Raw genomic sequence first — 14921 nt, 5'->3', positions numbered from 1 at the left:
GACGGACCCACTGGTGGGCTGCGTGGAGGACCTGCCAGTGGGTGTAGCGGAGGACCCGCTGACGGGTATGGGGGATCCGCGGGCGGGCTGTGGTGGAGGACGTACCGGCGGACTGTCGTGGAACCCATTGGCGGGCTGTGGTGGTGAACCTGGCTGTGGGGTGTAGCGGAGGACCTGCTGACGGGTACGGGGGAGGACCCACGGGCGGGGTGTGGTGGAGGAGCCGCCGCTTGTCGGTCGCGTCGGGCCGACCGTGGTGTGGGACCTGCCACCTGCCTCTCACCACCACCTGCTCACCACCCCCTGCTCACCACCCCTGCCCACCACCCCCGGCCCACCACCTGCCTGTCAGTTCTCGGGTGGTCTGGTTATTCGGTGCCAGGTGTGGGGGCCGGACTTGAGGGTTGTGGGGAGGGGGATCTTGGTGGTGGGGTCGGTGTGGCGGGTGCCGTTGAGGGTGATGGCGCCCTGGTGGAGGAGGCGGCGGAGGTTGGAGTTGCTGGTGGTGGGGTGGGCGGCGCGGAGGATGTCCATGACCGTGGGGTGGTCCAACGCAACGGTGAGTTCCGGGATGTCTGTCGGCTCCGAGCGGTCGGTGAACGTACGGCGGAACGCGTCCAGCTCCGCCTTCGCCACCCCCGCGCCGTGGTACCGGGTGACGACCGCCGCCGCGAGCCGCAATTTCGCATCCCGCGCCGCCGGTCCCGAAGCGTCCGCCAGCGCTGCCACCGTGTCCAGCGGCAGCTCGGTGTAGACCCGCGCGTACGCTTCCACCAGCTCGTCCGGGATGCTCATCAGCTTCCCGAACTTGTCCCGCGGGCTGTCGGTCAGCCCGATGTAGTTGTTCAGCGACTTCGACTGCTTGGCGCGACCATCGATCCCGGGGGTGATCGTGGTCGTGATCACCACCTGCGGCGGTGCCCCGAGCCGTTGCTGGAAGTGCCGCCCGAGCTGCTCGTTGAACAGCTGGTCCGATCCCACGATCGTCAGGTCGCTCTGCATCGCGAAGCTGTCGTACCCCTGCAGCACCGGGTACACCAGCTCGTGTACGGCGATCTCGCGCCCCGCCGCGACCCGGTCCCGGAACATGTCCCGCGCCATCAGCTGCGCATGCGTGACCTGTGCGAACAGCCCGAGCAGCTCCGCCACGGGCATCGCGTCGTACCACTCGGAGTTCCGCCGTACCTCGAAGACCTCAGGATCGGTCCGCAGTACCAGCGACACCTGCGACAGGAACGACGCCGCGTTCGCGTCGATCTGCGCCGGCGTGAGGACCGGGCGGGTCTCGGAGCGCCCGGTCGGGTCGCCGACGCGGGTGGTGAGGTCGCCGAGCAGGAACACCACGCGATGCCCGAGGTCCTGCAGCTGGCGCATCATCCACAGGTTGACCGCGTGCCCGAGGTGCAGGTCGGGCGCCGTGCAGTCCACGCCGTACTTGATCCGCAAGGGCCGCCCGGAGTCCAGGCGTTCGCGCAGGTCGTCCGCACCGACGATCAGGTCGGTGGTACGTCGTAACCGGTCGATCACAGCGTTCATGAGGTTCCTCTCGAAGACGAGGCACCTCGCACCCAGCCAGTGCCTCCGGCGAACGGAAAAGAGGCAGGAACCGGACGGTTCCTGCCTCGGAGGCTCTGGGTGGTGCGGACTGCGGGGACTACCGAACGCCGGCCCCTCCCAGAGCCGGTCGATAGATCACGCAGTGCTTGGTCACATCGTGAGGCTAGCAGTCACCCGGCCGGCGAGTGAACCCGATTAGGCTCGAGTACGTGACCGACGAGCGGGTGGTACTGGTGGACGACGGCGGGCGCGCGATCGGGACCGAGGCGAAGGCCGCGGTCCATCACGCGGCGACGCCGTTGCACCTGGCGTTCTCCAGTTACGTCGTCGACGCCGGCGGGCGGGTGCTGCTCACCCGGCGCGCACTGCACAAGCCGACCTGGCCGGGCACCTGGACGAACAGTTGCTGCGGGCACCCACTGCCGGGGGAGCCGGTCCCGGACGCGGTCCGCCGCAGGCTGGTCGACGAGCTGGGGATCGTGGTGGACGTGGTCGACCTGGTGCTGCCCGAGTTCCGGTACCGCGCCGAGATGCCGAACGGCATGGTCGAGAACGAGATCTGCCCGGTGTACCGAGCGTGGTGGACCGGTGACCCGACCCCGAACCCGGACGAGGTCGCCGACTACCGCTGGGCCTCCTGGCAGGAGGTCCGCAACACCCCCGGCCTCTCGCCCTGGTGCCTGTTGCAGCTCGACGAACTCCGCGGCGCTCCGGCCGACTGGCCGATCGGCGACCCGTCCCGGCTACCAGCCGCCGCCCAGATCTGACTCCAGCAGATCACCGTGTACGGCGACTGCGACCGTACTGGCGTGCCCCGCCGCCCCGATCGCGAGCAACGCCGGCGCTGCCGTCGTACCGACCGCATAGACCCCGGGCACGGTCGTCCGTCCGCCGTCGTCGACCACGACCGCACCGTCGGCGACCTGGCACCCGATCCGCTCGGCCAGATCGCTCTGCTGATGCTGCCGCACCACGACGAACACCCGCGCCGCGGCCAACATCTCCCCGTTGACCAGCCGCACCCCTGACTGGACCCCTGGACCCACCTCAATGACCCGCTCGGTCCGCACCTTGACCCCGGCCACGGCGAGCCGATCCAGCTGCGTCCCCGGCAGAACGTCGCCGTCCGTACACAGCACCACGTCGTCGCTCCACCGGCTCAACAGCAACGCCCGCGCCACCGACCGATCCGGCGCACCCCGCATCCCCACCTGCACCAACGGCTGATCCCGCACCTCCCACCCGTGGCAGTGCGGACACGCCACCACCGACTGCCCCCACCCGTCGGCGACCCCGGGTACGTCGGGCAACTCGTCCCACAACCCGGTCGCCAGTACGACGACCCGCACGTGCCGCCCGTCGACCACGAACCCGTCGTCGTCCGGCGTCACGTCCTCGACCCTGCTGTCCTGTACGTCGACGCCGTAAGAAGCCAACTGCCGCCGCCCGACCGCGAGCAGTTCCGCCGGCGCGAGGTCGACCGCGCCGAGGTAGTTGTGCACGTGCGACGCCGTCCGGTTCCGCGCCCGCCCGTCGTCGAACAGCACCACCTGCCGGCGCGCCCGCCCCAACGTCAACGCCGCCTGCAGTCCCGCCACACTTCCACCGATGACCGCAACATCCATGTCCGCCATCATACGAGACGGCCGGTCTCATACTCTGAAATTCGCTGGCCGTGCCCGACGGTTGGACCGCCTAATGACCGGGTGATCCGGATCAGGCCTGTCGAGACCGACGCCGACTACGAGGCCTGGCGCCAGGTGCGCCTCGCCGTCCTGCCGTACGAGCGGGCGCCAAGCGTCGCCGAGCTCCGGAAGGCGCACACGCCGCAGCGGCTGATGGTGCTCGCGGAGCTGGCCGGCGAGGTCGTCGCCCACGGCAACTCCGACCGCTCGAACGAGGCGGACCGCGCCTCCGTGATCGCGCGGGTCCGCCCCGAGGCTCGCCGGCAGGGTGTCGGTACCGGCTTGCTGCGGATGCTGTCCGAGCACGCCGCGGGACAGGGCTTCACGATCGCGGGGTGCACGATCGACGACGACGGTTCGCTGGCGTTCGCGAAGCGCTTCGGGTTCACCGAGTTCCTCCGCCAGGTCGAGCAGGTACGCCGGATCACCGACGAGCCGTGGCCGGACGTGCCGCCCGAGTACGCCGTCGTACCGGTCGCGGAGCGGCCCGAGCTGTGGGCCGCGGCGTACGAACAGGTCGCGATCCCGACGCTCCCGGACCTCGACACCACGTCGCCGATGCACGTGACACCGGAGGAGTGGGCGACCGAGTGGATCAACGATCCGGCCTCGATGTTCCTGGCCGTGGCCGGTGACGAGGTGATCGGTGTCGCCGGGCTGTGGCTCGACACCGACGTATCCGAGCGGGCCGAGGTCGGCTACACGGCCGTCCGGCCGGACTGGCGGGGCAAGGGGGTGGCGTCGACGCTCAAACGGACCAGCATGGCCTGGGCAGCCGAGCACGGCATCACCGAGATCTACACCTGGACCCAGGAAGGCAACGAGAACATGCGGCGCCTGAACGAGCACCTCGGGTTCACGTACCGGACGGTGAGCGTGAACGTCCGCGCGGAGCTACCGCTGCAGTTCCCGGAGCAGCTCGGGTCCTGACCACGACCGCCGGTCGGACTCGGCCGCCCGGATCAGCTCGACCAGCTTCGCGTTGAGCGGTGCGGTCCGCCCCAGCGACGACGCGAGCCGGACGACCTCGCCGTTCAGGTAGTCGACCTCGGTCGGGCGGCCCGCCTCCAGGTCCTCCCACATCGACGTCCGGGCCAGCGGGTCGACGGCCAGCACCTTGCCCGCGACCCGGCGGAACAGGAAGTCCGGCAGCCGCAGTACGGCGGGGAAGCGTTCCATCGGTACGGCGAGCAGCTGCGCCGGGCGGATCCCGGCCGCGGCGAGCAACCCCAGCGCCTCCGCCTGCGCCGCGGCCAGGCAACGGCGGTACGCCCGCTGCGAGAGCTCGTCCCGCAACGGCAGGTTCGAGAGCGCGTTGATCGGGTTGTTGAGGTTCAGCAGCAGCTTCGACCACTGCACGGGCAGGATGTCGTCGTGCTGGGTGACCGGCAACCCCGCCCGCTCGAACGCCTCGGCGTACGGCGCCAACGCCGCATCCCGCTGTACGTCGAGCTTCCCCTCGGTGCCCTGGTGGAAGACCCCGCCGCCGCGATTCAGCACGTTGAACGGCACCATCCCGGCCACCACTCGCCCCGGCAGCCGGGACCGCAGTACCTCGGCGTTCCGCACACCGTTCTGGAAGCTCACCACCACAGCCCCCGGCGACAGCACCCCGGCCAACTCGTCCGCAGCCTGCGCAGTAGCCGCCGACTTCACCGTCACCAACACAAGCTCCGCCCCCGCGGCACCGGACGGCGACGTCGCGAAAGCCACCTCGGGAACCCGAAGATCCGCCCCCAGATAGTCCGTCAACCGCAACCCGTGCGCCGCGACCTCCGCCGCCACCCGCGCCCGCCCGACAAAGGTCACCGGCGAGCCCGTCGCCGCGAGTCGCCCGCCCACATAGCAGCCGATCCCGCCCGCACCATAGACCGCGATCATGAGGACAACGTACCGAAGGACAGGAGGTAGTCGGAGCCAATCCGTATTGGCACGTTCCGGCGGGCCGAACGGGGCCACTACCTCCTGTCCTTCCGTGCACCCAGGCAGACTTTCAGTGCAGCCGCACCCGCGGATCCAGCACGGCGTAACCGATGTCGACCAGGATGTTCGCGACCACCACCGCGGCCGAGGCGAACAGCACGATCCCGATGATCACCGGCAGGTCCTGCTGGTTGATCGCGACCACCGCGGTCTGCCCCAGTCCCGGCAGGCTGAACACGGTCTCGGTCACGACCACGCCGCCGACCAGTTGCCCGAGGTCGATGCCGAACTGCGTGACCACCGGCGTCAGCGCGCTGCGCAGGCCGTGGACGTAGATCACCCGGTTCTCGCGGAGGCCCTTCGACCGCGCGGTCCGGATGTAGTCCTCGCCGAGCACGTCCAGCATCGAGGCCCGGGTCAACCGGGTGTACGTTGCCGCCAGCAACAGTGCGAGCGCGATCCAGGGCAGGAACAGGTGCTGGAACCAGGTCCCGAACCCGCCGGTCAGTGGCGAGTACCCGCCGGCCGGGAACCAGCGGAAACCGGCCAGCGTGAGGCGGAAGTACAGGAAGTACAACAGCAGCAGGCCGAGCAGGAACGACGGGAACGAGTAGAAGAACAGCGAGAACAACGTCAGCCCGCGGTCCGCCAGCGACCGGGGATGGACCGCCGAGACGACCCCGTTGAACACGCCCAGCAGCAGCCACAGCACCGAGGCGCCGAGCGCCAGCGAGATCGTCACCGGCAGCGCCTGCCCGATGATCGTGGTCACCGGCACCTGGTGGTAGTAGTCGTACCCGAGGTTCCCCTTCAGCGCGTTGCCGAGGAAATTCAGGTACTGGTGCCAGACCGGCAGGTCCAGGCCCAGCCGGTGCTTGATCAGCGCGATCGTCTCCGGCGTCCCCTGCCGGCCCGCGAGCGTCTGCGCGACGTTGCTGGGGGCAACGAAGAACAGCCCGAACACCGCGAGGCTGATCAGCCACAGGACCAGGATCCCGTGACCGAGCCGTCGTACCAGGAACATCGCCATGGTCAGCTCCGATCCGCGCGGGGGTCGAAGGCGTCCCGGACCCCGTCACCGAAGAGGTTGAAGGCGAGTGTGGTGATCAGCAGCGCCAGACCGGGGAACAGGATGAACCACCACGCGGTCGTGTAGTAGTTCTGCGACTCGCTGATCATCCCGCCCCAGTCGGCCGTTGGCGGCGGCAGTCCGAGTCCGAGGAACGACAGTGTCGCCTGCGTGACGATCACGACCGGGATCAGCAGCGTCGTGTAGACGATCACCGGCGCGATCACGTTCGGCAGCACGTCGACGTACATGATCCGGCCGTCGCCGGCCCCGAGTGATCGGGCGGCCTCGACGTACTCGCGCTCGCGGATCGACAGCACCTGTCCGCGGACGATCCGGGCCACCGACGCCCAGCTGAAGCAGCCGATCACCAGCACTGTGACGGTCAGGCTGGGCCCGGTCACGGACACCAGCGCGATCGCGACCAGCAGGAACGGTACGGACAGTACGACGTCGATCAGCCGTGCCAGGATCGTGTCGGTGATCCCCCCGAGGAACCCCGCCGCGAGACCCAGCACGACACCGATCGCGACCGTGATCGCGGTCGCGATCACCCCGACCAGCAGAGAGATGCGGGCGCCGTAGGCGATCCGCACCAGGATGTCCCGGCCGAGGTCGTCGGTGCCGAGCCAGAACGTGCCGTTCGGCCCGCGCGGCAACCCGTCCGGGGTGAGCCCGATGGAGCGGTACTGCTCGTTCGGCGGATGCCCGGTGACCGCCGCGAACAGCGGTGCCAGCAGTGCCATCAGCACGATCAGCAGGATCACGGCCAGCGAGATCATCGCCACCTTGTCCCTGCGCAGCCGCCGCATCGCGAGCGAGAACGGGCTGCGCCCTTCGATGGCCTTCGGCTCATCGACAACATCGACCATCTCGATGGCAGCGGTCATGACGCCTTCAAGTCAGGTACTGCGGTGGACAGGTCCTCGCCCACCGTCAACGGGTAGAAACAGGCGGTCCGGTGACCGGGTCCGTCGTCGAGCACCGGCTCCAGCGGCGGTACCTCGGCCGCGCAGTCGAGCCGGGCCTTCGGGCACCGCGTGTGGAACCTGCACCCCTCCGGCGGGTTCGTCGCGGCCGGGATGTCGCCACCCAGAATGATCTGTTCACGGCTGTCGGCGGTGTCCGGGTCGGCCACCGGCAGTGCGGACAGCAATGCCCGCGTGTACGGGTGCCGGGTCATCCCGAACAGCTGGTCGGTCGGCGCCAGTTCGACGATCTTGCCCAGGTACATCACCGCGATCCGGTCGCTGACGTGCCGGACCACGGACAGGTCGTGCGTGATGAAGACGTAGGTCAGGTTCAGCTCCTGCTGCAGGTCGGCCAGCAGGTTGATGATCTGCGCCTGGATCGACACGTCCAGCGCCGACACCGGCTCGTCGCAGATCACCAGCTTCGGCCGCAGCGCGAGCGCGCGAGCCACCCCGATCCGTTGCCGCTGACCGCCGGAGAACTCGGCCGGGAACCTGTTGTAGTGCTCGGGGTTCAGCCCGACCAGCTCCATCAGGTCCTGCACCTTCTTCTTCCGTTCGTTGCCGGAAGCAATCTTGTGGATGGCGAACGGGTCGCCGATGATCGAGCCGACCCGGCGGCGCGGGTTCAGCGATCCGTACGGGTCCTGGAAGATCACCTGGACGTCGCGGCGCAACGGCTGCATGGCCTTCCGGGACAGCTTGGTGATGTCCTTGCCCTCGAACCACACCGAGCCGGACGTCACGTCGTACAGCCGGGCCATACACCGGGCCAGTGTGGACTTGCCACAACCGGTCTCGCCGACCAGTCCGAGGGTCTCGCCCTTGTGCACCTCGAGCGAGACGCCGGCGACGGCCTGGACCACCTCCTTCGAATGGGTCGGGAATTCCTTGCGGACGTCGTCCACCTTCAGCAGTACTTCGTCGTTCACGATGCGACCGCCTCGTTCACGTTGTGGGGAAGCCAGCAGGCGGACTGGTGGCGCGGATCGCCGCCGACGTTCAGCAGCGGCGGCGGCTCGGAGCACTTCTCGAACACGTGCGAGCAGCGGGCCGCGAAAGGGCAGCCCTTGGGCAGGTTGATCAGGCTCGGCGGCGTCCCCGGGATCGGCGTCAGCCGGTCCTCGCTGCGGGCCGGCAGTGAGGCCAGCAGACCCTGGGTGTACGGGTGGTGGTTGCGGTAGAAGATGTCCCGGCGGGGCGCGCGTTCCATCACCGCGCCGGCGTACATCACCACGACCTCGTCTGCCATCTCGGCCACCACGCCGAGGTCGTGGGTGATCAGGATGATCGCGGTACCGAACTGCTCCTGCAGCCGGCGCATCACGTTCAGCACCTGGGCCTGCACGGTCACGTCGAGCGCGGTGGTCGGCTCGTCGGCGATCAGCAGCGCCGGGTCGAGCGCCATCGCCATCGCGATCATCACGCGTTGCCGCATACCGCCGGAGAACTGGTGCGGGTAGTCGTCGATCCGGTCCGCCGCCCGCGGGATGCCGACCAGGGTGAGCAGTTCGGCGGCCCGCTTCCGGGCCGCCTGCTTGCTGATCTCCTGGTCGTGCGCCCGGATCATCTCGACGATCTGCCAGCCGACCCGGTACTGCGGGTGCAGGCTGGACAGCGGGTCCTGGAAGATCATCCCGATCTGCGCGCCGCGCAACCGGCGCAGCGTGCGTTCGTCGGCGGTGATCAGGTCCGTGCCGTCGAAGTACGCCGTACCGGACACCTGCGCGCCCCGGGTGAGGCCGGTGATGGTCTGGGTGGAGACGCTCTTCCCGGATCCGGACTCACCCACCACGGCGAGGGTCTGGCCGGCTTCCACGTCGTACGACAGCCCCCGGACGGCACGGACGGTGCCGTCCGGGGTGTCGAAGGAGACCTTGAGGTCCCTTACTTCGAGCAGAGCCATGAGGTCAGCCCTGCTTGTCCTTGTCGATCCACACGTTCGTCGGGTCGAAGTTCTGCATCGCCGGTACGTAGTTCGCGTTGTGTACCTGCGCCGCGTGGTAGTTCGGGTTCTTCGGGTTGGTCAGCGGGAAGAACGGCGCGTCGGTCATCACCTGCGCGTCGGCCTTGGCCCACAGCGTCGCCGCCTGGTCCTCGGTCGGCGCCTTGATCGCCTGGTCGATCAGCGCGTTCGTCGCCGGGCTGTTGTACAGCCCGAAGTTGCTGCCGATCGGCGGGTACGACGGCTCGCCGGAGAACAGCGGGTTGAAGAACGACAGCGCCGCGTTGCCGTACCAGTCAGCGCCCCAGCCGGCCAGCGACAGGTCCCACACGCCACGCTTGGCGACGCTCGGCACCTGCAGGTACTTCACGTAGAAGTCCGCGTTCGGCGACGGTACGCCGGTCACCGTGATGCCGGCCTTCGACAGGTCCTGCTGGATCGTCTGGAAGGCCTTGCTGCTGCCCTCGGAGGCGTTCCGGTACAGGAACTTCAGGTTCAGGTGCGGGTAGCCCGCCTCGGTCAGCAACTGCTTGGCCTTGTCGACGTTGTACGGGTACAGGTCGTTCTTCTTGGAGCCGACGATGTTGTCCGGCAGCACCTGCGTCAGCGGCGGGTTGATGGTCGGTCCACCCAGCACCTGCAGGATGTTGGAGCGGTTGATCGCGTAGCTGATCGCCTGCCGCACCTTCACGTTCGCGAGTGCCTTGTTGTTGTTCGGCGACGCGGTGTTGTAGACGACGTACGGGTTGCTGGACGCGGTCGGGCCGAGGTTGAGGTTCGGGTCCTTCTTCGCGATCAGGGCCGGCAGCTGCGACGGCGGCGGGCCGGCGTCGAACTCCATGTCGGCGGTCGGGGTGCCGGTCTGCAGCTGTTGCTGGATCGAGTCCTGGCTGACCGTCTCGTTCACGACGATCTTGTCCACGTACGCCTTGCGGACCGGGTCGGAGGCGGCGTCCCAGGCGGGGTTGCGGGAGTACGTGATCGACTTGGTCGGAACCCAGGAGTCGACCTTGTACGGACCGTCGGACGGGAAGTGGTTGCCGAGCTCGGTGCTGGCCGGGAGGTAGTTCAGCGACTCGACCGGAGCCGGCGAGAAGGCCGGCAGCGTCAGCATGTCGACGAAGTACGTGGCCGGCGACGTCAGTTTGAACACCACTGTGGTGTCGTCCTTGGCGGCCACGCCCGGCAGCGGCGTCTTCTCGATGTAGTCCTTGATCCCGGCGACCGTCTTCGGGGCCTTCGCGAAGCCGTCGCAGTACGCCTTGTACCCGTCGATCAGGTTCGCGAAGTCCGGGATACCGCCGAACGGCTGCACCGGGTTGCACGTCCGCTTCACGCCGCGGACCATGTCGGCCGCGGTCACCTGGCGGGCCGGGGAGGTGTCCCACTTGGCGCCCGGACGGAGCTTGATGGTGTAGGTCAGGCCGTCGGCGCTGACCTCGCCGTTCGCCGCGGTCGGCATGTCCGTGGCCAGGTCGGCCACCGGCTTGGTGTTGTCGCTACCCGGATCGGCCGGATAGGTGAACAGCTGGCGGCTCCACATCCGCAGGTTCAGATAGCCGATCGAGTAGTAGCTCACGTTGGGATCCATGTAGTCGACGTCGCCCGTCCCGAGCATGTTCAGGGTGCCGCCGGTGACCGGGGTGCCGGCCGTGCTGGATCCGGACGGTGTGTTCCCGCCGTTGCTGCAAGCCGCGAGCGTGATACTCGCCACGGCGGCAAGGGATACTGCCGCCAGCCGTCTTCTGGCCATTGGTCCTCCTCCGGGACTCGATACGGCCGAAGCTAGGACTTCCGGATCTGCCGGGAACCCCGGTCACGGAACCGTCAAGGAGATGTCACCGGGGACGCGCCCGAATGTGTCGGATTCATGACATCCGTTACCGGCGGTTAGCCCGCGGGTGAGCGACACTGGTCCCGTGGCACACAGCCTGCTGTTGGTCGACGACGAACCGCGGATCCGGCGGGTACTGCGCCTCGCCCTGGAGGACGAGGGCTACGAGGTCGCGGAGGCCGCGAACGGGTACGACGCCTTGGCGGCCCTGCGCCGGCAGCCGCCGGACGTGGTGCTCCTGGACCTGATGCTGCCGGACCGGGACGGTTTCACGGTCTGCCGGGAGATCCGCCGCTCCAGCGACGTACCGGTGATCATGGTGACCGCGCGGACCGACAGCCACGACGTGGTCGCCGGCCTGGAGGCGGGCGCCGACGACTACGTGACGAAACCGCTTGTTGCCAAGGAGTTGTCGGCCCGGATCCGGGCGCTGCTCCGCCGGGTCGAGCCGGCCAACGCGCGGCAGGCCGAGCTGCTCGAGGTCGGCGACCTGCGGATCGACGTTCCGGGTGCCGAGGTGACCCGGGACGGCGAGGTGCTGCCGCTGACCCGGACCGAGTTCAAGCTGCTCGCCGAGCTGGCCGGTGCCGAGGGCAAGGTTCTCAGCCGCGAGCAGTTGCTGTCGAAGGTCTGGGGGTACGGGTACTTCGGGGACAGCCGGATCGTCGACGTGCACGTCCGCCGGCTGCGGCTGAAGATCGAGCGCGACCCGGCCAGCCCGAAGCACCTCGTCACCGCCCGCGGCCTGGGCTACCGACTGGTGAGCTGACCTTGCTGGGGCGATTCACCCTCCGGGGCCGGGTGATGCTGGCGTACGGCCTGCTCGCCCTCGGGCTGTCGGCCGTCCTGGCGATGGTCACCTGGGGCGTGGTCTCCGACTACCTGACCCACCAGCGCGAGCAATCCGCGAAGCTCGTCACCGAGGAGAGTACGACGGCCTTGCGGTACGGGCTGTTCGGCGTACCGGACCCGTGCCAGCCCGCCCGGGAGCGGGCCGAGTGCCCGGAGCCGACGATGGACAAGGGCGTCTCCCCGATGGCGGTGCTGAACAGCCTGCCGTCGACGGACGCGGCGGCCTCGATGCTGTACGTCGACGAGCACTGGTACGCGCTGACCGGGAAGCCGTCGGACCTGCCGCCGGACATGATCCAGTCGGCGCTCGCGGGGACGCCGGTGCAGCGCCGCCTCGACATCAACGGGCAGCCCGTGCTGGCGGTCGGCGTACCGCTCGGGATCGGCACCCGGGGCGACGCGTTCTTCGAATGGCATCCGCTGACGACCCTGGAGGACACGCTGCGGACGCTGAAGATCACGCTGATCGCGGCGGCGGTCGCGACCACGCTGATCGGCCTCGCGGTCGGCCGGCTGGCGAGTACGGTCGCGCTCCGCCCACTGGCCGAGCTCGCCGGGGTCGCGGACGCGATCGCGCGCGGCAAGCTGGACGCCCGGCTGCAGGCCGAGAACGACAAGGACCTGGGCAGTCTGGCGCGGTCGTTCAACCAGACGGCCGCGGACCTGGAACGCCGGGTGGCCGCGGACGCCCGGTTCGCCGGCGACGTCAGCCACGAGCTGCGGACGCCGCTGATGACGATGCTGAACTCGATGCAGCTGATCCAGAACCACCGTGACGAGCTGCCGGCGGCGGTCCGGGAGCCGGTCGAGCTGCTCGGCGACGACCTGGACCGGTTCCGGCGGCTGGTGATCGACCTGCTGGAGATCTCCCGTGACGACGGCGGCGACCGGGGCAGCCGGGAGACCGTCCGGATCGCCGACCTGGTCCGGGCCGCGGCCGACGCGGCCGCCGGGCGCGAGGTGACCGAGGTCGAGCACGAGGCCGAGGGGCTCACGCTGCAGGCGGACAAACGGCGGCTGGAACGTGTGGTCGCGAACCTGGTGGAGAACGCCGAGGACCACGCCGGCGGCTGCAAGGGCGTCGGCGTCCGGACCGGCGGTCTCGGCGTGGTGATCACGGTCGACGACGCGGGTCCCGGGATCGCGGTCGAGGACCGGGCGCGGATCTTCGAGCGGTTCGGCCGCGGTGCGACCTCCGGCCGCGGCCGCGGGGTCGGCCTCGGCCTGGCGATCGTCGCCCGGCACGTCCAGTGGCACCACGGAACCATCCGCGTCACCGAGCGCCCGGGCGGCGGCGCGCGGTTCGTCATCGAGCTGCCGGCGAAAACCAGCTGACGGCGGTTGTCCGCACCGGTTACCGTTGTCACATGGCTACTTGCCTCTGTGTCTAGCTGGCGCACTCACTCCCACAGGTGAAGTGCGTCTACTAGTTATCACGGAGAGTAACCATCATGATCACCGCTCGCGGTGTTGATATTCGCGTCGCCGCCCAGCTGCTGCTGACCGGCATCTCGTTCACCGTCGGCGCCGGCGACCGCGTCGGGCTGATCGGCCGCAACGGCGCCGGCAAGACCACGCTGATGAAGACCCTGGCCGGCGAGGCCCGTCCCGCCGCCGGCGACATCGCCGTCACCGGGTCGGTCGGCTACCTGCCGCAGGACCCGCGGGCGGCCGATCCCGCGATCACCGTCACCGACCGGATCCTGTCCGCCCGCGGTCTCGACGAGGCCGTACGGCGGTTGCGTGCGGCCGAGACCGCCATGGCCGATCGTGGGACCCAGGAGAAGGCGATGGCGGCGTACGCGCGTGCCGAGGCCGCTTTCCAGGCCGCCGGTGGGTACGCGGCGGAGGCGGAGGCGGCCCGGCTGGCGGCCGGCGTCGGTCTGCCCAATCGAGCGCTGGAGCAACCGGTTGGCGAACTGTCCGGCGGGCAGCGCCGGCGCGTCGAGCTGGCGCGGATCCTGTTCGCGGAGCACGACACGCTGCTGCTCGACGAGCCGACCAACCACCTGGACGCGGACTCGGTGCTGTGGCTGCGGCAGTTCCTGCTCGGGTACCCGGGCGGGCTGATCGTCATCAGCCACGACCGGGAGTTGCTCAAGGCAACGGTCAATCGGGTCTTCCACCTGGACCCGCAGCGGCTGACGATCGACCTGCACAACACCGGCTGGACGAAGTACCTCGAGCAGCTGCGGCTGGACGAGCGGCGGCGGCAGCGGGAACGCGCGGTCGCCGAGCGGAAGGCCGCCGCGCTGCACACCCAGGCGGCGAAGATGCAGGCGGGCGCGAGCACCGCGGTCGCGGCCAAGAACATGGCGAGGCGCGCGGACAAGCTGCTCTCCGACCTCGAGCCGGTACGGCGGGCCTCCCGGGTCGCGAAGATCCGCCTCCCGGCCCCGGCACCGTCCGGTCGGACCCCGCTGTCCGCGGCCGGCCTGAAGAAGTCGTACGGCGCCCACCAGGTGCTGAACGGCGTGGACCTGGCCGTCGACCGCGGCAGCCGGGTTGTCATCCTCGGACTGAACGGTGCCGGCAAGACCACGCTGCTCCGGCTCCTCGCGGGGCGGGAACAGCCGGACGCCGGTCACGTCGTACCGGGGCACGGCCTGCGGCTCGGGTACTTCGCGCAGGAGCACGACACGCTGGACCTGGCGGGCACCGTACGGCAGAACCTTGCCGCGGTCGCGCCCGGTCTGACCGACGGCGAGGTGCGGAACGTGCTCGGGTCGTTCCTGTTCAGCGGGGACGACGTCGACAAGCCGGCCGGCGTCCTGTCCGGCGGCGAGAAGACGCGGCTGGCGCTGGCCGGGCTGGTGCACTCGAGCGCGAACGTGCTGCTGCTCGACGAGCCGACGAACAACCTCGACCCGGCGTCCCGGGACGAGGTGCTCGGCGCGGTCGGCAGCTACCCGGGCGCGATCGTGATGGTCACCCACGACGAGGGCGCCATCGAGTCGCTGCGCCCGGACCGCGTGCTGATCCTGCCGGACGCCACCGAGGACCTGTGGTCCGACGACTACCTGGACCTCGTCTCGCTGGCGTAGGTCAACCCTGGGGTTGAGGCCCGGGATCCACCCGGGTCTCA

The 14921-nt window shown here is 69.5% G+C and carries 13 protein-coding genes; 5 read left to right on the top strand and 8 right to left on the bottom strand.

Annotated elements, in window-relative coordinates:
- Positions 1-348 precede the first annotated feature (348 nt).
- Positions 349-1536 (bottom strand): tyrosine--tRNA ligase, encoded by a 1188-nt coding sequence (gene tyrS, locus ACFV9C_RS07050; protein ID WP_380191256.1) that lies wholly within the window; start codon positions 1534-1536, stop codon positions 349-351.
- A 230-nt stretch (positions 1537-1766) separates the two neighbouring features.
- Here tyrS and idi point away from each other — a divergent pair, with 230 nt between their 5' ends.
- Entirely contained in the window at positions 1767-2324 is a 558-nt protein-coding gene (gene idi, locus ACFV9C_RS07045) for an isopentenyl-diphosphate Delta-isomerase (RefSeq protein ID WP_380191254.1), read from the top strand.
- Here idi and ACFV9C_RS07040 read toward each other — a convergent pair.
- Positions 2301-3182, bottom strand: coding sequence for an NAD(P)/FAD-dependent oxidoreductase (locus tag ACFV9C_RS07040; protein ID WP_380191252.1), 882 nt, complete (start codon positions 3180-3182; stop codon positions 2301-2303). The genes idi and ACFV9C_RS07040 overlap by 24 nt on opposite strands.
- Before the next feature lie 81 nt (positions 3183-3263).
- Here ACFV9C_RS07040 and ACFV9C_RS07035 point away from each other — a divergent pair, with 81 nt between their 5' ends.
- A complete protein-coding gene (locus tag ACFV9C_RS07035; protein ID WP_380191250.1) occupies positions 3264-4172 on the top strand; it encodes a GNAT family N-acetyltransferase in 909 nt (302 codons plus the stop codon).
- Here ACFV9C_RS07035 and ACFV9C_RS07030 read toward each other — a convergent pair.
- From ACFV9C_RS07030 to ACFV9C_RS07005, 6 genes are all read right to left on the bottom strand, one after another.
- Positions 4137-5123 carry a 2-dehydropantoate 2-reductase gene (locus tag ACFV9C_RS07030; RefSeq protein WP_380191249.1) on the bottom strand — a complete coding sequence of 329 codons (987 nt, stop codon included), beginning with the start codon at positions 5121-5123 and terminating at the stop codon, positions 4137-4139. The genes ACFV9C_RS07035 and ACFV9C_RS07030 overlap by 36 nt on opposite strands.
- A 112-nt stretch (positions 5124-5235) precedes the next feature.
- Positions 5236-6195, bottom strand: coding sequence for an ABC transporter permease (locus ACFV9C_RS07025; protein ID WP_380191247.1), 960 nt, complete (start codon positions 6193-6195; stop codon positions 5236-5238).
- A gap of 2 nt (positions 6196-6197) precedes the next feature.
- Entirely contained in the window at positions 6198-7124 is a 927-nt protein-coding gene (locus ACFV9C_RS07020; RefSeq protein ID WP_380191245.1) for an ABC transporter permease, read from the bottom strand.
- Entirely contained in the window at positions 7121-8137 is a 1017-nt protein-coding gene (locus tag ACFV9C_RS07015) for an ABC transporter ATP-binding protein (RefSeq protein WP_380191243.1), read from the bottom strand. The genes ACFV9C_RS07020 and ACFV9C_RS07015 overlap by 4 nt, the downstream gene beginning before the upstream one ends.
- On the bottom strand, positions 8134-9111 hold the full coding sequence (locus tag ACFV9C_RS07010; RefSeq protein ID WP_380191241.1) for an ABC transporter ATP-binding protein: 978 nt from the start codon (positions 9109-9111) through the stop codon (positions 8134-8136). The genes ACFV9C_RS07015 and ACFV9C_RS07010 overlap by 4 nt, the downstream gene beginning before the upstream one ends.
- A gap of 4 nt (positions 9112-9115) precedes the next feature.
- Entirely contained in the window at positions 9116-10903 is a 1788-nt protein-coding gene (locus ACFV9C_RS07005; protein ID WP_380191239.1) for an ABC transporter substrate-binding protein, read from the bottom strand.
- Between the two features lie 166 nt (positions 10904-11069).
- On the opposite strand from ACFV9C_RS07005, the gene ACFV9C_RS07000 reads away from it, so the two are divergent.
- From ACFV9C_RS07000 to ACFV9C_RS06990, 3 genes are all read left to right on the top strand, one after another.
- On the top strand, positions 11070-11753 hold the full coding sequence (locus ACFV9C_RS07000) for a response regulator (RefSeq protein ID WP_380191237.1): 684 nt from the start codon (positions 11070-11072) through the stop codon (positions 11751-11753).
- 2 nt (positions 11754-11755) lie between these two features.
- Positions 11756-13171: an ATP-binding protein gene (locus tag ACFV9C_RS06995; RefSeq protein ID WP_380191235.1), complete on the top strand. Its 1416-nt coding sequence runs from the start codon at positions 11756-11758 to the stop codon at positions 13169-13171.
- A gap of 116 nt (positions 13172-13287) precedes the next feature.
- Positions 13288-14880, top strand: a complete 1593-nt coding sequence (locus ACFV9C_RS06990; RefSeq protein WP_380191233.1) for an ABC-F family ATP-binding cassette domain-containing protein — start codon at positions 13288-13290, stop codon at positions 14878-14880.
- Positions 14881-14921: the final 41 nt, after the last annotated feature.

The sequence above is a fragment of the Kribbella sp. NPDC059898 genome (assembly GCF_042730855.1).
In the GTDB taxonomy this organism is placed as follows: Bacteria; Actinomycetota; Actinomycetes; order Propionibacteriales; family Kribbellaceae; genus Kribbella.
Note: the sequence above shows the minus strand (reverse complement) of the source record. Positions and strands in the feature narration are given on the sequence as shown.

What these genes read in the sequence shown, in the direction of transcription:
- ACFV9C_RS06990 (WP_380191233.1), top strand. Translation starts at nt 13,288, where the DNA reads ATGATCACCGCTCGCGGTGTTGATATTCGCGTCGCCGCCCAGCTGCTG.
- ACFV9C_RS07040 (WP_380191252.1), bottom strand. Translation starts at nt 3,182, where the DNA reads ATGGATGTTGCGGTCATCGGTGGAAGTGTGGCGGGACTGCAGGCGGCG.
- ACFV9C_RS07025 (WP_380191247.1), bottom strand. Translation starts at nt 6,195, where the DNA reads ATGGCGATGTTCCTGGTACGACGGCTCGGTCACGGGATCCTGGTCCTG.
- tyrS (WP_380191256.1), bottom strand. Translation starts at nt 1,536, where the DNA reads ATGAACGCTGTGATCGACCGGTTACGACGTACCACCGACCTGATCGTC.
- ACFV9C_RS07005 (WP_380191239.1), bottom strand. Translation starts at nt 10,903, where the DNA reads ATGGCCAGAAGACGGCTGGCGGCAGTATCCCTTGCCGCCGTGGCGAGT.
- ACFV9C_RS07010 (WP_380191241.1), bottom strand. Translation starts at nt 9,111, where the DNA reads ATGGCTCTGCTCGAAGTAAGGGACCTCAAGGTCTCCTTCGACACCCCG.
- ACFV9C_RS07030 (WP_380191249.1), bottom strand. Translation starts at nt 5,123, where the DNA reads ATGATCGCGGTCTATGGTGCGGGCGGGATCGGCTGCTATGTGGGCGGG.
- ACFV9C_RS07020 (WP_380191245.1), bottom strand. Translation starts at nt 7,124, where the DNA reads ATGACCGCTGCCATCGAGATGGTCGATGTTGTCGATGAGCCGAAGGCC.